Genomic DNA, 20,207 nt, shown 5'->3' on the forward strand with positions numbered 1-20,207 from the left:
TCCCGACCGCCCGGCCGGGTGGATGACGCCCGCGGTCCGGGCAGTGGACGGTGGCTGTGGGAAGGGCTCCCCGCCCAGTGGGCGGGGAGCCCTTCGGCCGTCCTGGTGCCCGGTGGCCTGGAGGAGAGAAGGGATGGCCTCCCGGGCGCCGGTGCGGCCGGACCGGTCGTCGTTCGCGGCGGGGCAGGGAAACGTTCCGGAGCGACGAGTTGGCTGTGCCGGGTGCCGGGGCCGGCCGCGAAAGGGGTTCGAGGGCCGGCCCCGGCATCCGGAGATCGTGACCGGCTGACGGCGGGGGATGTCAGCCGGCTGGATCCGGTGGGGAAGGGTGGGTGAGGGACGGGTGGAACAGCAGTGCAATGACTACGCCTGGTTACGGTCCGGCCGGGGTTGCCGTGACCAAACGTGATATTAGGACAGATCCAAGGCGCAGTTGATCTAGATAAAGATCACTTAAGGCGACGGTAAGGCGAAGATCAGGAAGGTGTCTTCAGCCAGCGGAGGATCTCGCCGGTCACCACGTCCGGTGCTTCCTGGTGAAGGAAGTGACCGGTCTCGGGGATGAGCCGCCACTCGTACGGGGCGGTCACATAGCGTCCCGAGCCCTGCGCGGTCCGGGGCAGCACGGCCGTGTCCAGGGCGCCGTGCAGCTGCAGGGTCGGCACGCTCGACGGGCGCTGCATCAGCTTGACGAACCGGTAACCCTGCAGGCGCAGCGCACTACGGGCCACCCATCGGTACGCCTCCAGGGCACAGAACGACGCCTGCGGGATCTGCATGGCCTCCCGGCAGCGTGCCGAGTACTCCGCGAACTCACGGGTGGCCGCCCACCGCGGGCTGCTCCACCGGGTCATCAGTTCACCGACGAGGGCGGCATCGTCACGGGTCAGCTTGTGCTCGAACCGCGGCACCTGGAATCGGACCACGGTGGACGAGGCGGAGAGCTGGCCGCGCGGGTCGGCGAAGACGGCCGCCCGCAACCGCAGCGGATGCGCCGCCCCGAGCACGACCAGGCGGTTCACCAGTTTGGGATGGAACGACGCCGCGGCCCACCCGACCATGCCGCCCGCCCCGGCGCCGACCACGGTCGCCGAGCGTTCGCCGAGAGCCCGGATGAGACCGGTGACGTCGGCGGCCATCGTGTAGCCGTCGTACCCCCGGGGTGGTTTGTCGCTCGCGCCGTAACCACGCAGGTCCATCGCGGCGGCCCGGAAGCCCGCGTCGGCGACGCGGAGCATGATGTCGTTCCAGGCCCACCAGAACTCGGGAAAGCCGTGCAGGAACAGCACGAGCGGGCCGGTGCCGACCTCAGCGACGTGGAAACGGCTGCCGTTGGCGCCGACGAAACGGTGACTCCACGGTCCCTCCGTCAGCACGCACGACTCGTCCACCCGACCGCCCATGCCGTCAGCCTAGGCGGCGCTGTCACACATGCAGCCGGGCAGTGGCGAAATGGAGCCGCACCGTGATCATTTGATGGTCTCGGCGTCGGTCATCGACATCAGGTCGCCGGGGCCGCAGTAGATCCGCAGGGGAGAGGCCTCCAGCTGCACCTTCACCCGGTCGCCCTCCTTCAGGTCGATGCCGGCGGTGGAGTAGAGGGCGTACCGGTTGCCGTCGTCGGCGATCAGGCCGTAGCAGGGGCCGGTACCCCCTCGGGTGACCATGCCGGCCACCCAGCCGGTGGCCGGCAGCTTGTCGGTGGGCTCCTTGGGCGGCTTGTCGGTCAGCGTGATCGTCGGCAGCGGCTTGTCAGGCCGCGTGGCGGGGCTGCTCGGGGTGCTGCCGCTCTCCGGGGACGGACTGGTTGCCGACGGCTCGGGAGCGACGGAGGCGGAGGGCGCCGGGGACGACGCGGGGGGCGCCTCCGCTCCGTTCGCACAGCCGGCGATCACGGCTCCGGCCGCTACGGCCAGACCGATTCGGAACGTTGCTCGAGTGCGCATGGAGCTGATCCTTCCCGCTTGGGGCGTCAGAGATTGGACGAATCGCAGGGCGGTTCGGTTCCGTACACACGAACGGCGCCCGGGTTGCCCCGGGCGCCGTCCTGGTGTCGTGCGTGGATCAGTACACGGCCACGCTCATCGAGGTGCCGATCTGGCTCAGCACCGCGATCTTGACGCCGACCGCGGGGAGCTTGACGCCGTGGTTCGGCAGCTCCTCGTAGAAGTACTTGCCCTTGTCGTTGAAGACCGGGTTGCCCAGCTGCGGCTTGATGACCGACTCCGCACCGTTGAGGTGCAGCTTCATGCCATCGGTCGGCAGGAAGCCGAACGGGGCGTCGTACACCTGGACCCGCGAGCGCCACGGAACCCCGGCCGGGTTCAGGAACGGCTTCGGGTGGGCGTCGATGTAGAGGTTGCGGCCCTCACCGGGGTGCTCGTTGGTGTTGTTGTCCACCTGCGAGGTGTCCCAGTAGGAGATCAGCAGACCGGTCTGGTAGTTGTAGTGCTCCACCCAGTCCGGCTTGGTGTTCGCCCAGCCGAAGTTGTACGGGCCGGTCGCCAGGTACTTGTCGTACGAGGTGTAGCTGCGGTACCCGGCGATGTAGTAGTGCGGGAAGAGCTGGGTGACGGTGGCGCCCACGATCTTGAACCCGTCCAGGGTCCAGGTCGAGGTGCCCTCGGCGCCCTCGGTCGAGACGACCGCGCCGTCGGCGGTGACGGTCAGGTCGTCACCGAAGAAGCCACCCTCCGACACACCACCGTCGGTCACGTAGTGCAGGCGGAAGTCGACCTTCTGGCCGGCGTACGCGTTGAGCGGCACGTTGATGTCGACCCAGGCGCCGGCGGTGGTGCCGCTGATCGCCGGGTTGCCCGCGCCGTCCTTGACGAACGGAGCGCCGGCGGCGGTGCCGTCGAGCTTCGTCCAGTTGGCGCCGCCGTCGGTGGAGACCTCGGCGTACAGGTAGTCGTAGTCGGCCTCGATGGCGTACCGGCCCTTGAGCGAGACGCTCGCGGAGGTCTTGCCGGTCAGGTCGATCGCCTTCGACAGCGAGACGTTCAGGTCGTCGGCGTTGCCGGAGAAGAACTGCTTGCTGCCGGCGAACGGCGCACCCAGGTCCTGGGTGACCTGCTTGTCCGGGAGGTTCACCACCAGAGCCTGCTTCTTCTTGGTGTTGTACTCCTCCGGACCGAGGTTGACGACCTTCTTGGCACCGGCCTTGACGGACTCGTAGTTCAGCCAGCCGAGCTGAAGCTTGTTCCACGCGCCGAGGTCGCCCGGACGCGTACCGATGCCCTGGTCGTTCTTGGCGCTGAGACGGCTCTGCGCCATGAGGGTCCAGTACTCGCTGTTGTTGTCGCCGAGACCACTGGTGTCGTAGTCGTCCGGCAGACCGAGGTCGTGGGCGTACTCGTGAACGAAGACGGCGAGGCCGCCGTTCTCGGGCTGGACGGTGTAGTCACCGACCCACAGGTCGCTGTTGCCGACCTTGGCGCCGCCGAGCTTGTTGTTCGCCGGGCCGGTCGCGCCGGCGCTGTTGACGAACGCGTACCAGCGGTGGCTCCAGATCGCGTCCTCACCCTGGTGCGGGTCACCGTCGGCCTGGTCGCCGCCGGAGTGGACGATCTGGAAGTGGTCCAGGTAGCCGTCACGCTCGTTGAAGTTGCCGTCACCGTCGAAGTCGTAACGGTCGTAGACGTCGTACTCCGCGAGCGCGGCGTTGATCTCGGCCTCGGTCTTGCCGGCCGCCTTCTGGTCCGCGTACCACTGGTTCACGCCGTCCTTGACCAGCTCCCACACGTTGGTGCAGTTGCTGCTCGCGCAGACGGCGGGGTCGTCACCGTTGGCGTCGGTCGGGTTGTCGCTCGACCGGCCGTACCGGGCCTCGTTGTAGGGCACCTTGACCCAGTCGGAGACCTGGCCGTCGACGCTGTAGCGGCCGGACGACTGCTCTTCGAAGTAGGTCTTGACCGACTCGACGTTCTTGCCGGTGCCGAAGTACAGCTTCTTGAAGTACGCGGGCGAGTAGTCCGCCTGCCAGATGGTGGAGTTGTCCACCGACCGGTCCGGCTCCGGGATCGCGTTGTGCAGCGGGCCCTCGAAGGTGGAGGGGCCGGCGAACTGCGGTGTCGTGTCCTGGTCCGGGAACGACGGGTGACGCTGGTTACCGAACTCGGTGAGGATGACGAAGATCTTGTCCGTCTTCTCGCGCTGGAGCTCGACGTACTGGTTCTTGCCCGGGTGCCCGAAGCCGCCGTTGCCATAGGTCTTGCCGAGGTTGACAACCCGGCTTCCGTTCACCGTCTCGACCTTGGCCTTGCCACTGACCACCTCGGAGACCGCCTGCTCGCGCAGGGCGCGGCGCTTCTCCTCGAGCGGGTTGGGCATGTCATGGTCGTCGAGGTGAGCGGATTCGCTAGCGGGCGCAGCCGGGGCTGAGTCCGAGGGTGGCGCCGCCACGGCCATCATCGGTGCCATTGCACCGACGCTGGTCACAACCGCGGCGCCGAGCAGTCCTGCGACCACCTTGCGCACTACGTTTACCTCCGCTTTCGCCAGCCGGATCACAGGGGTTACGGGCGTCCGGCGTGAAACGGTCCCGTCGTTCGGGACTCAGGTGAACGTATGCAAACCAAACGATGTTCGGGGATCGTCGAGGATATTGATGGCCAACGGTTATTCGATATGGTCCGGCCATAACACGAGGACCGGCAAATACGACAAAAGGCTGGTGGCACAAAGGTGCCACCAGCCTTTATTAATATTCGTCAGTCTTCGGGCTTGGCCGTCTTCAGCCCCGACGAGATGAGGTCCATGACCGTCGAGTCCTGAAGGGTCGTGACGTCGCCGAGTGACCGGTTCTCCGCCACGTCACGCAGCAGCCGCCGCATGATCTTCCCGGATCGGGTCTTCGGAAGCTCGGCGACGAGCATGATCTGACGCGGCTTGGCGATCGGGCCGAGCGTCTTGGCGACATGATTGCGCAGATCCTTGATCAGCGCCTCGCCCGCATCGCCCGCGGTGTCCACATTGCCCCGGGGGATGGTGAATGCGACGATCGCCTGACCGGTCGTCGGGTCGGTCGCGCCGACCACCGCCGCCTCGGCCACCGACGGGTGCGACACCAGCGCCGACTCCACCTCGGTGGTCGAGATGTTATGACCGGAGACCAGCATGACGTCGTCGACCCGGCCGAGCAGCCAGAGCGCGCCGTCCTCGTCCTTCTTTGCCCCGTCACCGGCGAAATAGATCCACTCGTCCGAAGTACCGGAGTCCGAGCCGGCGCCGAACCGGGACCAGTACGTGTCCAGGAAGCGCTGGTCGTCGCCCCAGATCGTACGTAGCATCGACGGCCACGGGTCGCGCAGCACCAGGAAGCCGCCGCCGCCGTTCGGCACCGACTGCGCCTGGTCGTCGACCACGTCGGCGCCGATGCCGGGCAGCGCCGTCATCGCGGAACCGGGCTTCGCGGCGGTCACACCGGGCAGTGGCGAGATCATGATCGCGCCAGTTTCGGTCTGCCACCAGGTGTCCACGATCGGGGTGCGCTCGCGGCCGACGTGCTCCCGGTACCAGATCCAGGCCTCCGGGTTGATCGGCTCGCCGACGCTGCCGAGAACCCGCAGCGACGACAGGTCGTACTTGGCGGGGATGTCGTCGCCCCACTTCATCATGGTGCGGATCAGCGTCGGCGCGGTGTAGAGGATCGACACCTTGTACTTGTCGACGATCTGCCAGAACCGGCCGCGGTCCGGAGTGTCCGGCGTGCCCTCGTACATCACCTGGGTCGCGCCGTTGGAGAGCGGACCGTAGACGATGTACGAGTGACCGGTCACCCAGCCGATGTCGGCGGTGCACCAGTAGACGTCGGTCTCCGGCTTGAGGTCGAAGACCGCGTGATGCGTGTACGACGTCTGGGTCAGGTAGCCGCCGGTGGTGTGCAGGATGCCCTTCGGCTTACCGGTGGTGCCCGAGGTGTAGAGGATGAAGAGCGGGTGCTCCGAGTCGAACGCCTGCGCCTCGTGGTCGGGGCTGGCCTGCTCGACCGTCTCGTGCCACCACTTGTCCTTGTCGGTCCAGTCGACGTCCTGGCCGGTACGCCGTACCACCAGCACGTGCTCGATACGTCCGGTCCGGGCCACCGCCTCGTCGACGGTCGGCTTGAGCGCCGACGGCTTGCCCCGGCGGTAGCCGCCGTCCGCGGTGATCACCACCTTGGCGTCGGCGTCGTCGATCCGGGTGGCCAGCGCGTCGACCGAGAAGCCGCCGAACACGACACTGTGCGTCGCGCCGATCCGGGCGCAGGCGAGCATCGCCACCGCGGCCTCGGGGATCATCGGCATGTAGATCATCACGCGGTCGCCCGCGGTCACACCGAGATCGGTCAGTGTGTTGGCGGCCTGGCTGACCAGCTTCAACAGGTCGGCGTACGTGACCGTGCGGGTGTCGCCCGGCTCGCCCTCCCAGTGGATCGCCACCTTGTCGCCGTGGCCGGCCTCGACATGACGGTCCACGCAGTTGTACGCGATGTTCAGCTCGCCGCCGACGAACCACTTCGCGAACGGCGGGTTCGACCAGTCCAGGATCTGATCCCAGGGCTTGGTCCAGGCCAGCCGCTCGGCCTGCTTCGCCCAGAAGGCCAGCCGGTCACCGGCGGCCTCCTCGTAGGCGTCGGCCTTGACGTTCGCGTTCGCCGCGAGGTCGGCGGGCGGCGGGAACTGCCGCGTCTCCGACGACAGGTTCTCCAATGTCTCGCTCATGAGGGCGGCTCCTCTGCCGTGACCGGGGTCTCTTCAACTGCACACTAGTTGCGCCGGTAAGCCCGGCGAAGGTTTGCGTGCCAGCCCGCGCCCGATGGTGTGGTGCGCGCGCCGACTGGTGAATCGATGCTCACTACTGCGCGAATCTTGCCAGTTCCAAGCTCATTTGTGCACCCCGTGTTTCCGCTGTTTTACCGTCGGCCGCGTTCACTACCGTGGTCATGTGGATCCACTGGCACCCCTGCTTGATCTCGCCGACATCGCGCCCGCCTTCGCCGACGCCCGGCACGCCGTCGACGCCGCCCACCGGCACCGCGCACTGCGCCGGCACGGCGGCCAGGTCGCGGCCGAGGCGAGCCTCCGGGCCGCCGTCGCCAGCGCCGCCCTCGAAGGCAGCGCCTACGACCTCGAGGAGGTACGCGGCGGCACCGTCACCGATCCGGTCGTGCAGGGAGCCCTCCGGGTCGCCGAGTCGCTGCCCGGCCTGGTCGACCTCTGGTCCCGCGCGCCCCGGCAGGTACTGGCGAAGCTGCATGTGCTCGCGGCCCGCGGTGTCGTCCACGACCACGACCTCGGGCGGCTCACCGGCGGCGCCGAACGTATCGACGCCCTCGCCGGGCTCGTCGCCGGCAACGAGACCACCCCGCCGATGCTGCTCGCCGCGATCGTGCACGCCGAACTGCTCACCCTCCAGCCCTTCGCCGGGCCGTCCGGCGTCGTGGCCCGGGCCGCCGCCCGTCTCACCCTCATCGGGCGCGGCTTCGACCCGCGCGGTCTGGTCACCGTCGAGGTCGGTCACCATTCCCGCGAGCCGGAGTACGTCGGGTCGGCCGGCGCCTACGCGACCGGAACCACCGACGGGGTGCGGTCCTGGCTGCGGCATTACGCGGCGGCGATCACGACGGGTGCCGAGGAGATCACCGTCATCGGAGACGGCGTACTGGCCGCCGCCTGACGCCTGCATACTTTGAACGTGGGTTCGTACTGGGTCCGTCCCTATCCGCCCGGCACCGGGCGCTGGCTCGTGATCGCCTGGGAGGCCGCCGCGCTGCTGTTCCTCACCTGGGCAACCGTCCGGCAGTTCGACCTGATCGGCCACGGGATACGCGCGGTCGCCGGCACCGGTGCGGCGGTCTGGGTGATCGGCGCCTGGCGGATCATCCAGCACGGTGTCTACGTCAGCCCCGACGGTGTGCTGATCCGCGGCCTGGTCCGCTCCCGGACCATGCGCTGGCGTGACATCGCGGGCGTCCGCCTGCACCACACCATCCACCGCCTGGGCCGGTGGGAATTGCAGCGGGACATGACCGTGGTGATCGAACGACACGACGGAGCCGCGGTCGGGACCGAGATGTGGGCGCAGGGCGTCGACTTCCACGCCCGGCCGAAGCTCTTCCGAGCTGTCTACGAGGAGATCCGCCGCCGTCACCGGGCCGCTGCGGACGGGTGAGGCGAAACGCGCAGCCGCCGGTGGCAGGAGGCGGGAGGCGGGCAGGCCTGAGGACAGGAAGAGCCGGCGTCCCGCGCGGGGGCGCCGGCTGTGCGCGTCCGGACCGGGTTATCAGGCGTGCACCTGAGTTCGTTGTCGACGGTCCAGGCCCTCGCGGGCGGAGGTCCCGTCGCAACGTGCCTGCCGTGGCTGATCGCGCGTGGGTTCCCGGTGGCCGTGCACGGTGCCCGATGTTCCGGGCCCGCAAATCATTTCTACGCCGTGCCCGGCTTGATCGCCAGCCATCCGGCGGAAACGCCACCGAAAGCTAAAAGATCAGACCAAATCCGGCACGCCCGGGTACGTGCAGTCGGGCACCGCCGGCCGCGCACCGCCGCATCTCACCGCGCGGGTCGGTGAGGCTCGCACGAGCCCGGCGGCGGCGCTGCGACCTTGCCGTCGCCGCCACGTCGCATCGATGCCACGGGGCTTACGCAGCCGTACGAAAGGAGAGGTTTTTCAGGCGACCGCGGCGCGGGTGCGGCGATGGCGGCCGTAGAGCGCGAATCCGATGGCCACGCCGACGCCCACACTGATCGCCGCGGCGACCGGGACCGCCGGGCGGTCGCGGAGACGCCGGCCGAGCGGAACCGGGTGCCGGAACTCGAGAACCGGCCAGGAGCGCAGCGACGCGACACGACGCAGTGTCCGATCAGGATTGACCGCGCTCGGGTGGCCCACCGCCTCGAGCAGCGGAAGATCGCTGCTGGAGTCCGAGTAGGCGTAGCACTCGGTGAGGTCGTAACCGCGTTCCTCGGCGAGCCGCCGCACCCCGATGACCTTGGCCGCGCCGGCCGAGTAGAACTCCACCGCACCGCTGTAACGCCCGTCGACGATGGCCATCCGTGTCGCGATGACGTCGGTGATGCCGAGCAGCGCCCCGATCGGGCGGACCATCTCGTCACCGGAGGCTGAGACCAGCACCACATCGCGGCCGGCCGCCTGGTGCTCGGCGATCAGCGCGGCCGCCTCGGCATAGACGTACGGGTTGATCAGATCGTTGAGTGTCTCCGCGACGATCTGCTGCACCTGCTCCACGCGCCAGCCCTTGCAGAGGGCGGCCATGTAGTCGCGGGTCCGGGCCATGGACTGTTCATCGGTGCCGCCGCCGAGCCGGAACATCAACTGGGCATAGGCGGTCTTCACCACATCGCGGCGGCTGATCAGGCCATCCCGATAGAAGGGCCGTCCGAAGGCCAGTGCACTGGACTTGGCGATGACGGTCTTGTCGAGGTCGAAAAATGCGGCGCTCAGGCCCACGGGCCGAAAGTGTAGCCGCAACACGCTCGCGACGGTTGCCCCGTGCAGCCGACCCACCCGGCGGTGACGCGGCGTGAAATCGGGCACACGGGTATGAGGTACCCAGTGACGTGACAATCGGTACTCGACGGGGGCAGTGATTCTGAGGCAAACTTGTGTTTGTTACGAGGTGTGTGTTGTTCCCGCTTCACTCAGTTACCCAGCCCCCGGGCTGCAAGCCTCGGTGATCGCGCCCCCCGCGGTTGCCGAGCGATTCGGCTCGACCCCCCCGGAGCCGAATCCCAGGACGGCCCCCGTCGCCCCCCGGCGGGGGTCGTTCCCTTTCAGGTGCCGGTCGCCTGACTTGCCGCACTGTCACGCGCGGACACGTCGCCCGCGTCGATCAGCCCGAAGAAGTCGGAGAGACCGGTCACCGTCAGCACCCGGCGGAACGTCTCGCTCGGGTTGATCACCCGGAAGGCGACGCCCGCCGCGGTGGCCACACGGTATCCCTCGATCAGCGCGCCGAGGCCGGTGGAGTCGATGAACGTGGCGGCACTCAGATCGACCTCGACGGCCGGCGGTGCCCAGTCGGTGACCGCGTCACGGAGTCGCCGGGCGACCTCGTCCGAGTTCGAGTAGTCGACCTCGCCCGACACCATCACGATGACCGTGCCGCCGTCAGCGAGCGTCGTACGGATCGAACTCTGCATGCGAACTCCAGCGCTTGACCAGAATCACCAACATACCCAATCGGGCCGGAGACATGCCCGCGCCCGTAGCAGATCATCACCGCGGCCGGCGCGTTGTCCACGATTCCACGTTGTCCACAGCCCGGAAGCGGCGGGGTTTGGCCGTGCCGGAGCGGCCCGGCCACGGTAGGCGCCTCAACCCGCCGTCCCGCTGGAGGTCAGCGATGCCTGCCCCGCGTCGTCCCCTGATCGTGACCGCCGACCCGGACCTGCTCGACGAACTGCTACGTCTCGCCGCGGTGAGCGGCGTCGAGGCCGAGGTGTCACCCGATCCGCCCGGTGCCCGCGCCCGCTGGTCCACCGCGCCACTCGTGCTCATCGGCGCCGATCAGGCCGTTGCCTGCCTGCGGGCCCGCCTGCCGCGCCGGCCCAGAGTGGTCCTCATCGGGTTCGCCGGCGCCACCGATCCCGCGTTCAACGTGGCCGACCTGATCGGCGCCGAGAACGTGGCGGTCCTGCCCGACGCCGAACCGTGGGTCGTCGACCATCTCGCCACCGATGGACCGTCCGCCCCACGAGGTGACGGCCGGACCCTGGCGGTGATCGGCGGACGGGGCGGCGCCGGAGCCAGCATCCTCGCCGCGGGGCTGGCCACCACCGCGGTCCGCACCGGCCACCGGACACTGCTCATCGACGCCGACCCGCTCGGCGGTGGCCTCGACCTGGTGCTCGGCTGGGAACAGGTCGGCGGACTGCGCTGGCCCGCCCTCGCCGGCGCCGACGGCCGCGTCGACCCGCCCACCCTGCTCAGCGCACTTCCGCACCGCGGCGACCTGGTGCTGCTCTCGTTCGACCGGGACGAACTGCCCGGTGTGCCGATCGAGGCGATGGCCGCCACCCTCGACGCGGCCCGCCGAGGCCGTGACGTCATCGTCGCCGACCTGCCCCGGCAACTCGACGACGCGGCCGTCCTCGCACTCCAGGCGGCCGAACGAACGCTGCTCGTCGTCCCGGCCGAGTTGCGGGCCACCGCGTCCGCGGCACGGACCGCGGCCACCGTCGCGGCGCACTGCGAGAACATCGCCGTGGTGGTGCGCGGCCCGGCACCCGGCAAACTGCGGGCCCGCGAGATCGCCCGTGCGCTGGGGCTGCCACTCGCCGGGACCCTCCGTCCCGAGACCTCGGTCTGCCAGGGCATCGAACGCGGCACGGCGCCCACCGCCGACGGCAAGGGGGCGCTGGCCGGGCTCTGTCGCCGGTTGGTCGACGACCTCATGGGTACGACCTCGAAAGCGGCCGCGGCATGACGGTCGCCGATCGGGTGCGCAGGCAGTTCGCGTACGACGGGCTGGACGCGACACCGGCCGCCGTCGTCAGTGCCGTCCGCCGGGAGAACGCGGTACTCGGCGACACGGCCGTGCTGCGGCTCGCCGGCCGGGTCCGGGACGAGCTGATCGGGGCCGGGCCGCTCGCCCCGCTGCTCGCGGATCCGCTGGTGACCGACGTACTCGTCAACAATTTGCAGGTCTGGATCGACCGGGGCGCGGGGCTGGAACGGGCACCGGTCCGGTTCACCGACGCCGCCGAGGTGCGGCGGCTCGCCCAGCGACTGGTCGCGGCCTGCGGGCGGCGGCTCGACGACGGGCAGCCCTACGCCGACGCCCGGCTCCCCGACGGCACCCGCCTGCACGCGGTGCTGCCGCCGGTCGCGACGAACGGACCGTATCTTTCCCTGCGGACCTTCCGGCAGCGGCCGTTCACCCTCGATGACCTGGTCGAACACGGGACGATCCCGCCCGTGGCCGCGCCGGTGCTGGCCGCTGTCGTGGCGGCCCGGCTGGCGTACCTGGTCACCGGCGGCACCGGCAGCGGCAAGACCACCCTGCTCGCGACGCTGCTCGGGCTGGTGCCGCCGGACGAGCGGATCGTGCTGGTCGAGGACGCCGCCGAACTGCGGCCCCTGCATCCGCACGTGGTGGCGCTCCAGGCGCGTACCGCCAATGTGGAGGGTGCCGGCGCTGTCGGCCTGAGCGACCTGGTGCGGCAGGCGCTGCGGATGCGCCCGGACCGGCTGGTCATCGGCGAGTGCCGGGGAGCCGAGATCGTGGACCTCCTCGGCGCACTGAACACCGGTCACGACGGTGGAGCCGGGACGCTGCACGCCAATGCGCCCGGTGACGTGCCGGCCCGGCTGGAGGCGCTCGGACTGCTGGGCGGCCTGCCGCGGGCAGCGTTGCACGCCCAGGTGGTTGCCGCGCTTCAGGTGGTTCTTCAGGTCCGGCGTACGGGTGAGGGCCGCACCCTCGAGTCGATAAGCGTCCTGGTGCCCTCCGGCGAGCGGAGCCTGGCCACCGTGGTGCCGGCGTGGCTGCGCGATCGCGGCCCCGGGCCGGGCGCCGCGACGCTGGCGCGGCTGCTGACCGACCGCGGTGTTCCGGCGCCGGCGGTCCTGCAGCCGCCGGCGGACCCTGGACGGCCGTCGTGACGTGGTTGCTGGCGACGCTGCTGATCGCCGGGGCGGCGCTTGTCGCACGGCCGGGGGAGTCGGCACGTGACCGGCTGCCCGGCCGGCGGCGAGCGGCATTCGATCCGGCCCGGCTGCGGCGTGCGGGCTCCCTGCTCGTCGGTGGACCGGTGTGGCGGACCGCTCTCGTGGCGGCCGCACTGACCGGTGTGCCCGCGGGCCTGAACAGCGGACCCGTCGCCGCCGCGGTGGCGGTGGTCTACACCGTGGTGGTCGTGCACGAATGGCGCCGCCGTGCCGCCCGCAAACTGGCCGCGGCCGCCCGCGCCGCCGGCCTGGACGAGTTGTCCACGCTGGTCGCCGATCTGCGGGCGGGAATCCCGGCAGCGGTCCTGGCCGCCGAACGTCCGGGACACGCCGGGCCCGCCGAAGCCGGCCGTCGTCGCGGCAGTGCCGGGGCCGGGCGACTCGGCCACCTCACCGAGGCGGTGTGGGGCCTGGCCGAACGCACCGGGGCACCCGCCGCCGACCTGCTCGAACGGATCGAGTCCGACGCCCGCTCGGCGGACCGTTCGGCGAAGACCGCGGTCGCGCAGGCGTCCGGTGCGCAGACCACGGCGCTGCTGCTCGCGGCCCTGCCGCTGGCCGGGATCGCGCTGGGGCACGGGATCGGCGCCGATCCGCTGGCCGTGCTGCTGGGCACCCCGCTGGGCGCGGCCGCTCTGGCCGCCGCGGTGCTCCTGCAGTGCGCCGGCCTGAAATGGGCACAGCGGCTCTCCGAGAGGGCGGTCCCGTGACATCGGTGTGCGGGGTGGCCGCTCTGCTGCGGCCCGGTGGACCGGTCCGGGTCCCGTTGCGCGAATGCTGTGTGGCGGCCCTGGTCGGAGCCGACGGAGTGGTCACCAGATGTGCGGCCGCGCGGGAGTCGCCGCCGCGCCGGGACGAACCGGTCGAGGCAGCGCGATGAGCGGGACCGTCGTGGCGCTGTGCACCGTGATGGCCGCGATCCTTCTCGTGCTGCCGGCGAGCCGATTACGGTTGCCCAGGCCGAAAGCGCGGGACGACTCCGGTCCACGGACCCGGCTGCTGCTCTCCGGGCTGGCCGGGCTGGCGGTCGGCGGCCTGATCGGTTCCGGCTGGGGCGTTCCGGCCGGGCTCGCCGTGGCCGTCGGCACGGACCGTTTCCTGCGGGGGCGCGAACCCGCCGCCGTACGCCGGGAACGCCAGGAGGCCTTCGCCGACCTGCCGCTCGGCGCCGACCTGCTGGCGGCGTCTCTTAAGGGCGGGACCGCGGTGGACCGGTCGATCGGCGCGGTCGCCGAGGCACTGGGTGGACCGCTCGGTGAGCGGCTTCAACGGACCGCCCGTTCGTTGCGGCTCGGTGCGGACCCGGCCGAGGCGTGGGCCCACCTGACCGGCGTGCCGGACGCCGAGCGGCTGATCGCTGCGGCGGTCCGGTCCAGCGCGAGCGGCGGAGCCCTGGCCGGAGCCCTGGAACGCCTCGCCGGTGACCTGCGTGCCGACCGTGCGGTGGCGATCGAGGCCGCGGCCCAGCGGGCGGGCGTCCTGATCGTGCTGCCACTCGGCCTCTGCTTCCTGCCCGCCTTCGTACTGGCCGGCCTCGTCCCGACCGTGATCGCCCTGCTGAGCCGGGTGCTCTGAGACCTCGCCACCTTCCGGGTGGCGTGCTGTGTGAAATCCGGTGCGGCGTGCCCTGCGCCGCACCACCGGAACCTAGGAGGTCCTGTGTTCAAACTGATCGCCCGCTACCGGCGGCTCCAGGCTGAGGCTGCGGACGCCGGCATGAGCACCGCCGAGTACGCCATCGGCACGCTCGCCGCGGTCGCCTTTGCCGGGGTGCTGCTCAAGGTCGTGACGAGCGGGGCGGTCCAGTCGGCGCTCAGCGCGGTCATCGGCCGGGCGCTGAAGTGAGCCGGCGCCGGTGGCCCGGCCACGATCGGGGCTCTTTCACCGCCGAGCTCGCGGCCGGGCTGCCGGCGCTCATGCTTCTGCTCGGGTTCGGCATCACGGCGGTCACCGCGGTGGCGGCGCGGATGCAGTGCCTCGACGCGGCCCGTGAGGCGGTCCTGGCGGCCTCCCGCGGTGAGGACGGCACCGCCGCGGCGACCCGGCTGGCTCCGGAGGGCGCCACCATCCGGGTCGGCGGGAGCGGCGACAGCGTGACGGCGCAGGTGTCCGCCCGGATCCGGATGTTCGGTACCGACCTGCCGGGCATCGTGGTGCGCGGCGACGCGGTGGCGGCCCGCGAGCCCGAGGAGGTGGCGATCCCGTGAACCGGCTCCGGGACGATCGCGGGGCCGCGTCGATCTTTGTGCTGGCCGTCGGACTGGTGCTGGTCTCGGTGGGAGCGGCCGGCGCCACCGTGGGCGCGGCCCGGGTGGCGAGGCACCAGGCGAAGGTGGCGGCGGACTTCGGTGCCCTGGCCGGTGGGCCGCGGGCGATCGAGGGCGAGGCCGCCGCGTGTGCCGAGGCGCAGCGTTACGTGGCGGCCAATCACGCCCGCATGACGGCCTGCACCATCACCGGCCTGGACATCGTGGTCCGGACCGAGGTCCCGCTCCGGATCGTCCCGGCGAGCGCCGAGGCGGCATCCCGGGCGGGCCCGATCTCGGGGGCGGCGGAGGCCGAGCCGTGACGAGGCGCGGAGTCAGCGTGTGACGTTCTGCAGCCGCGAGGACGACGGCTGCCGCTGCGCCGGGCTGACGCCCGGCGCGGGGTCGGCCTCCGGTGCGGGGCCGGCGTCCGGCCGTCGTGCCTGCTCGAGTCCTTCGCTGTGCCCGGTCCGGGCGGCGTCGCGGGAGGACGTGCCGGCCTCGGCGGCGGAGTCCCGGCGTACATCGGCGATGGCTTGCCGCAGCACCCGGCGCAGCAGGCGTCCCAGCGGCCGCTCGGCCAGCCGGTGCACCAGCCAGGCCATCGCCAGCACCACCGCGATCGCCCCCGCGATCAGCAGCCAGGCCGGCAGCCCGGTGCGTTCGTGGGCGGGCCGGATGAGGCTGTACCCGATGCGCTGGTGCAGCAGGTAGAAGGGATAGGTGAGGGCACCCGCGGTGGTGAGCCACGACCACCGGATGCGGTCGGTCCAGCCCAGCGCGATGACGAGAACGACCAGATAGGACAGTGTCACGATGACGATGCCGGGCCACACCGGCACCTCGAATCCGGGGTTGACGCCGGCTACCCGGTCCGCCACCCGGTTGACGCTGACCAGCCAGGAGAATCCGACGATCGCGAACAGCAGCGGCGACCGGCCGAACCGGTGGATCAGGAACATGGCGATCCCGGCGATGAAATAGGGCGCGTACTGCGGGACGGCGAGGATCTCGACGAGCCGGCTGTCCAGCGACGGCCCGATCACCGCGACGACCATCCAGGCGGCGCAGAAGATCACCGTCCGGCGGTACGTCAGCCCGAACGCCACGAGCGCGGCGAACAACAGATAGAACCGCAGTTCGACGAAGAGGGTCCAGTAAACCGTGTCGACCGCGGGAATGCCCAGCGGCTCCTGGAGCATGGTCAGGTTGGCCGCGATCTGCGGCAGATCAGGGGTGCCGGTGACGGGCACGCCTCCGGTCACCGGTGCGATCGTCACCACCGCCGCGGTGATCAGGACGCATACCCAGTACGCCGGATAGAGCCGGCTCGCCCGGGACACGAAGAAGTCGCCGAGCCCCCGCCTCCAGCTGCTCATCCCGATGACGAAGCCACTGATCAGGAAGAACAGTTCGACACCGAGGAAGCCGTAGACGGCGGCCTGGGTGAGGTCGGGCAGGAAGTGGTTCGGTGGGCTGCTGCCGTCGATGCGCCACGAGACGCTGAGGTGGAACACGGCGACCGCCAGCGCGGCTATCAGGCGCAGGCCGTCGAGTGCCGCCAGGCGGGGCCCGGCGGTCCGGGTGCGGTCGTCGGTCTCGGTGCGTTCGTCGTGTCGAATCATCGGTGAGGCAGGCTACCGGTTCCATATCCGGAGATCGTCGGGTATCGGCCAAGATCTGCACATTCCCTGATCATGAGATCGACAACGATCGTTGGCTGCCGCCGAGCGCGGCCAGTACCGTGTCGAGGACCTTCACTGCGTCCTCCTTGTTCAGTGGATTGTTTCCGTTCCCGCACTTGGGTGACTGCACGCAGGACGGGCAGCCGGCATCGCATCCGCAGGACGCGATGGCCTCGCGGGTGGCCCGCAGCCACTCCGGGGCGGTGCCGTAGGCGCGCTCGGCGAACCCGGCGCCACCGGGATGCCCGTCGTAGACGAAGACGGTCGGCGCCTCGGTGTCGGCGTGGTTGGCCGTGGACAGCCCGCCGATGTCCCAGCGGTCGCAGGTGGCGATCAGTGGCAGCAGGCCGATCCCGGCGTGCTCGGCAGCGTGCAGTGCGCCCGGGAACTCGCTCGCCTCCACCCCGGCGGCGGTCAGCGCCTTCGGCGACACGGTGAACCAGACGGCGACGGTACGGAGTTCGCGTACCGGCAGGTCGAGGGGCCGGGTGTCGATGACCTCGCCGCTGCCGATGCGCCGCCGCTGGTAGGAGACGACCTGGTTGGTGACGTCGACCTCGCCGAGGAACAGCCCGACCGGTCCGGCGTCCACATAGGACCGGACGTTCACCACCGACAGGTTGGTGACGTCCCGCGCGTGGGTGGTCCAGTCCGGCTCCTCCTGGTGCACGAGCGCGATGGCGTCCTCGAGGTCGAGGTCGTCCACCAGATAGCTGACGCCCTGGTGCAGGTAGACCGCTCCGGGGTGCAGCATCGCGTGCGACGAGCCGTGGTCGACGGTTCCGAGCAGCCGTCCGGTGGCGGCCTCGACCACGGAGACCGGCGCTCCGCCGGTGCCGCGCAGGTCGACCTCGGGCCGTCCCCGATGAATCCAGTAGTAGCCGGACGGCCGCCGCCGCAGCACGCCCTCGGCGACGAGCTGTCTCGCGATCTCACCCGCCGGATCGCCGAAGAGTTCCAGGTCGGCGTCGGTCAGCGGAGCCTCGGAGGCGGCGGAGCACAGCTGTGGCCCGAGTACGTACGGGTTGCCCGGATCCAGCACGGTGGCCTCGACCGGCCGCCCGAACACCGCCTCCGGGTGGTGCACCAGGTAGGTGTCGAGCGGGTCGTCGCGGGCCACGAGCACGGCGAGTGCCTCGTCGCCGCCCCGCCCGGCCCGCCCGGCCTGCTGCCAGAGCGACGCCCGGGTGCCGGGGTAGCCGCAGATCAGGACGGCGTCGAGCCCGGTCAGGTCGACGCCGAGCTCGAGCGCGTTGGTCGACGCGAGTCCGAGCAGTTCGCCGGAGAGCAGCGCCCGTTCGATCGCCCGCCGGTCCTCCCGGAGGTAGCCGCCCCGGTAGGCCGCGACCCGGTCGCCGAGGCCGGGAACGGCTTCGTCGAGTGACTGCCGTGCGGCGGAGGCGATGACCTCGGCTCCACGCCGGGAGCGTACGAACGCGATGGTCCGGGTGCCGGCGACCACGGCGTCGGTGAGCAGGTCGGCGGTTTCGCGCAGGGCTGACCGCCGGATCGGGGAGGCGTCCTCGGAGACCGGTTCCAGCAGCGGGGGTTCCCACAGGGCGAAGGTGATCGCACCCCGCGGCGAAGCATCCGAAGTGATCTCTGTCACGGGCAGGCCCGTCAGCCGGGATGCCGAGCCGGCCGGATCTCCCGAGGTGGCGGACGCCAGGACGAACGTGGGGGAGGCGCCGTACCGCGCGGTGGCCCGCCGCAGCCGCCGCAGCACGTGCGCCACGTGCGAGCCGAAGACGCCGCGATAGGTGTGGCACTCGTCGATCACCACGTACCGCAGCCTGCGCAGGAAGACTCCCCAGCGGCCGTGCCCCGGCAGGATGCTGTGGTGCAGCATGTCGGGGTTGGTGAGCACGAAGCGGGAGTGCTGCCGGATCCATTCGCGCTCCTCGCGCGGGGTGTCACCGTCGTACGTGGCCGGCCGTACCCCGTCCAGCCCGAGCCGGACCAGATTGCGCAGCTGGTCGGCCGCGAGCGCCTTGGTGGGCGACAGGTAGAGCACGGTCGCTCGCGGGTCGGTGACGAGCGCGTCGAGCGCCGGCAGCTGGTACGCCAGTGACTTGCCCGAGGCGGTGCCGGTGGCCAGCACGACGTGCGTGCCCTCCCGGGCGAGGGTGGCCGCGGCCGCCTGGTGCTCCCACGGCGCGCTGATCCCCTGTGCGGCGAACGCGGCACGCACCACGGGGTCGGTCCATGCCGGCCACGGCGCCGTGCGACCCTCACGGGCGGGCACCCGCTCGATATGTGTGACCGGCGACACGGTCGCTCCGCCGCCGCGCGCCCGCAGCCGGTGCAGCAGCTCGGCAGGGCCGAAGGCGGTGGAGGTCACGCATTGCACTGTGACACCGGTGTGCCCCGAACCTCAAACGGGTAGGACGGTGGGTGCCACGCGTCGCCCCCTTCCCGTCGGTGGTTAGATTTCGCGGGGGAGAGATCAGGGAGGAGGACCGATGGAGCTGTCACTCACGACCCGGACCGTCGCCGGGCACACCGTGCTGGAGGTCGGCGGTGAGGTCGACGTTTACACCGCCCCCCGGCTGCGCGAGCGCCTCATCGAGCTGGTGGATGCGGGTGCGCGCGACGTGGTGGTCGATCTGGAGCGGGTCGACTTCCTCGACTCCACCGGGCTCGGTGTGCTGGTCGGCGCCCTGAAGCGGCTGCGGACGGCACACGGCACCTTCGGGCTGGTCTGCTCCAAAGAGCCACTTCTCAAGATCTTCCGGATCACCGCGCTGGATCAGGTCTTCCCGATCTTCCCGACGGTCGATGCGGCGACGGAACGCGACGGCAGCGGTTCCGCTTCGTGATGGCTACCGTCCGACTCTCCTTCTCACCGGCCCCGGTGCACGTGCGCACCGCCCGGCTCGTCGGCGTCGCCGTCGCGCGGCGTGCCGGGGTCGCGGAGGAGTTGCTCGACGAGGTCCGGCTCGCGATCGGTGAGGCGTGCACCCGGGCGGTGACCCTGCACCGGCAGTACGGCCTCACCGACCTCGTCACGGTCGAGATGTCCGACTCGGACTCGTACATGGTCCGGGTCATCGACCATGCCCCGATCGAGGCGAGCGTGGGTCTGACGAAACTGCCTCCGGACGAGCTGGCCGCCGAGTCGCTGACCGACGACGCGCTCACCACCGGCGTGGGCTTCGCGCTGCTCGCCGGTTTCGTCGACGACCTCCAGGTGCGGCCGGTGGATGACGGCCCGGGCACCGAGGTCCGGATGGTCTGGCCGGTCACCCGCCGCTGACGCGGCAATCTCAAAAAGATCAACCGACGGGTGTACGGTCATCCGCCGCGCCCACTTAGTGGCGATATTTCCTGAAATAGTGGACTCACCGAGGCCAGAATCCAGACACTCGCGGCTACCCGTCTGCCCGAGATCGACTCCGGATTAACACAGCGGTGATCATCACCGCGACACGGCTGGTGCTAGATGTGACGACCGACACGTAAGCCCTATACAGTACGCGAGCTGTCAGCTACTGCTGGTCCCGCGTCCGCGGGTCCGGCCGGTCGTTCCCCGTCTCCCCGGGGAATGCGTCCGGGGGCTTCGTCCGCCGTCCGGGCGCCATCGGTGCACAGGAGGACTTTG

The 20,207-nt window shown here is 70.7% G+C and carries 20 protein-coding genes; 12 read left to right on the forward strand and 8 right to left on the reverse strand.

Features of this window, described 5'->3' with window-relative positions; all coding sequences use genetic code 11:
* Nucleotides 1-476: 476 nt before the first annotated feature.
* The 4 genes from AB0G04_RS21080 to acs all read right to left on the reverse strand — a co-directional run bounded on the left by AB0G04_RS21080 (nt 477) and on the right by acs (nt 6,704).
* Nucleotides 477-1,403 carry an alpha/beta hydrolase gene (locus AB0G04_RS21080; RefSeq protein WP_360984993.1) on the reverse strand — a complete coding sequence of 309 codons (927 nt, stop codon included), beginning with the start codon at nt 1,401-1,403 and terminating at the stop codon, nt 477-479.
* A gap of 66 nt (nt 1,404-1,469) precedes the next feature.
* Complete coding sequence (locus AB0G04_RS21085) at nt 1,470-1,946, reverse strand: hypothetical protein (RefSeq protein ID WP_360984996.1); 477 nt, start codon at nt 1,944-1,946, stop codon at nt 1,470-1,472.
* Nucleotides 1,947-2,064: 118 nt separating this feature from the next.
* On the reverse strand, nt 2,065-4,422 hold the full coding sequence (locus tag AB0G04_RS21090; RefSeq protein ID WP_360985414.1) for an immune inhibitor A domain-containing protein: 2,358 nt from the start codon (nt 4,420-4,422) through the stop codon (nt 2,065-2,067).
* Between the two features lie 290 nt (nt 4,423-4,712).
* Nucleotides 4,713-6,704: an acetate--CoA ligase gene (acs, locus tag AB0G04_RS21095; protein ID WP_360984999.1), complete on the reverse strand. Its 1,992-nt coding sequence runs from the start codon at nt 6,702-6,704 to the stop codon at nt 4,713-4,715.
* A 223-nt stretch (nt 6,705-6,927) separates the two neighbouring features.
* Between acs and AB0G04_RS21100 the strand changes: the two genes are divergently transcribed.
* Nucleotides 6,928-7,659, forward strand: coding sequence for an oxidoreductase (locus AB0G04_RS21100; RefSeq protein WP_360985002.1), 732 nt, complete (start codon nt 6,928-6,930; stop codon nt 7,657-7,659).
* A gap of 18 nt (nt 7,660-7,677) precedes the next feature.
* A complete protein-coding gene (locus AB0G04_RS21105) occupies nt 7,678-8,154 on the forward strand; it encodes a PH domain-containing protein (RefSeq protein WP_360985005.1) in 477 nt (158 codons plus the stop codon).
* A gap of 498 nt (nt 8,155-8,652) precedes the next feature.
* Here the strand turns inward: AB0G04_RS21105 and AB0G04_RS21110 are convergent, their stop codons facing one another.
* Together AB0G04_RS21110 and AB0G04_RS21115 are read right to left on the reverse strand one after the other, a co-directional pair.
* The gene (locus AB0G04_RS21110; protein ID WP_360985008.1) at nt 8,653-9,453 is read right to left on the reverse strand and encodes an HAD-IB family hydrolase; all 801 of its coding nucleotides are present in this window, start codon (nt 9,451-9,453) and stop codon (nt 8,653-8,655) included.
* Between the two features lie 323 nt (nt 9,454-9,776).
* Entirely contained in the window at nt 9,777-10,145 is a 369-nt protein-coding gene (locus AB0G04_RS21115) for an STAS domain-containing protein (RefSeq protein ID WP_360985011.1), read from the reverse strand.
* A gap of 230 nt (nt 10,146-10,375) precedes the next feature.
* Here AB0G04_RS21115 and ssd point away from each other — a divergent pair, with 230 nt between their 5' ends.
* The 8 genes from ssd to AB0G04_RS21155 all read left to right on the forward strand — a co-directional run bounded on the left by ssd (nt 10,376) and on the right by AB0G04_RS21155 (nt 15,244).
* The gene (gene ssd, locus AB0G04_RS21120; RefSeq protein WP_360985418.1) at nt 10,376-11,431 is read left to right on the forward strand and encodes a septum site-determining protein Ssd; all 1,056 of its coding nucleotides are present in this window, start codon (nt 10,376-10,378) and stop codon (nt 11,429-11,431) included.
* Nucleotides 11,428-12,609: a TadA family conjugal transfer-associated ATPase gene (locus AB0G04_RS21125; RefSeq protein ID WP_360985014.1), complete on the forward strand. Its 1,182-nt coding sequence runs from the start codon at nt 11,428-11,430 to the stop codon at nt 12,607-12,609. Before ssd ends, AB0G04_RS21125 begins: the two co-directional genes overlap by 4 nt.
* Nucleotides 12,606-13,385 (forward strand): hypothetical protein, encoded by a 780-nt coding sequence (locus AB0G04_RS21130; protein WP_360985017.1) that lies wholly within the window; start codon nt 12,606-12,608, stop codon nt 13,383-13,385. The genes AB0G04_RS21125 and AB0G04_RS21130 overlap by 4 nt, the downstream gene beginning before the upstream one ends.
* On the forward strand, nt 13,382-13,555 hold the full coding sequence (locus AB0G04_RS21135; protein WP_360985020.1) for a hypothetical protein: 174 nt from the start codon (nt 13,382-13,384) through the stop codon (nt 13,553-13,555). Before AB0G04_RS21130 ends, AB0G04_RS21135 begins: the two co-directional genes overlap by 4 nt.
* Complete coding sequence (locus AB0G04_RS21140) at nt 13,552-14,250, forward strand: type II secretion system F family protein (protein WP_360985023.1); 699 nt, start codon at nt 13,552-13,554, stop codon at nt 14,248-14,250. The genes AB0G04_RS21135 and AB0G04_RS21140 overlap by 4 nt, the downstream gene beginning before the upstream one ends.
* Nucleotides 14,251-14,391: 141 nt before the next feature.
* On the forward strand, nt 14,392-14,520 hold the full coding sequence (locus AB0G04_RS21145) for a DUF4244 domain-containing protein (protein ID WP_360985420.1): 129 nt from the start codon (nt 14,392-14,394) through the stop codon (nt 14,518-14,520).
* The gene (locus tag AB0G04_RS21150; RefSeq protein WP_360985026.1) at nt 14,517-14,882 is read left to right on the forward strand and encodes a TadE family type IV pilus minor pilin; all 366 of its coding nucleotides are present in this window, start codon (nt 14,517-14,519) and stop codon (nt 14,880-14,882) included. Before AB0G04_RS21145 ends, AB0G04_RS21150 begins: the two co-directional genes overlap by 4 nt.
* Nucleotides 14,879-15,244, forward strand: a complete 366-nt coding sequence (locus tag AB0G04_RS21155; protein ID WP_360985029.1) for an Rv3654c family TadE-like protein — start codon at nt 14,879-14,881, stop codon at nt 15,242-15,244. The genes AB0G04_RS21150 and AB0G04_RS21155 overlap by 4 nt, the downstream gene beginning before the upstream one ends.
* 12 nt (nt 15,245-15,256) lie before the next feature.
* Here AB0G04_RS21155 and AB0G04_RS21160 read toward each other — a convergent pair whose 3' ends face one another.
* Both AB0G04_RS21160 and AB0G04_RS21165 read right to left on the reverse strand, forming a co-directional pair.
* Nucleotides 15,257-16,546 carry an acyltransferase gene (locus tag AB0G04_RS21160; protein ID WP_360985032.1) on the reverse strand — a complete coding sequence of 430 codons (1,290 nt, stop codon included), beginning with the start codon at nt 16,544-16,546 and terminating at the stop codon, nt 15,257-15,259.
* A 70-nt stretch (nt 16,547-16,616) separates the two neighbouring features.
* The gene (locus AB0G04_RS21165; protein ID WP_360985035.1) at nt 16,617-18,956 is read right to left on the reverse strand and encodes a DEAD/DEAH box helicase; all 2,340 of its coding nucleotides are present in this window, start codon (nt 18,954-18,956) and stop codon (nt 16,617-16,619) included.
* Nucleotides 18,957-19,068: 112 nt separating this feature from the next.
* Between AB0G04_RS21165 and AB0G04_RS21170 the strand changes: the two genes are divergently transcribed.
* Nucleotides 19,069-19,425 carry an STAS domain-containing protein gene (locus tag AB0G04_RS21170; RefSeq protein WP_360985038.1) on the forward strand — a complete coding sequence of 119 codons (357 nt, stop codon included), beginning with the start codon at nt 19,069-19,071 and terminating at the stop codon, nt 19,423-19,425.
* Nucleotides 19,422-19,862 carry an ATP-binding protein gene (locus AB0G04_RS21175; RefSeq protein WP_360985041.1) on the forward strand — a complete coding sequence of 147 codons (441 nt, stop codon included), beginning with the start codon at nt 19,422-19,424 and terminating at the stop codon, nt 19,860-19,862. The genes AB0G04_RS21170 and AB0G04_RS21175 overlap by 4 nt, the downstream gene beginning before the upstream one ends.
* Nucleotides 19,863-20,207: the final 345 nt, after the last annotated feature.

Origin of the sequence: Actinoplanes sp. NPDC023801, from assembly GCF_040639655.1 — a bacterium.
Taxonomy (GTDB): Bacteria; Actinomycetota; Actinomycetes; order Mycobacteriales; family Micromonosporaceae; genus Actinoplanes.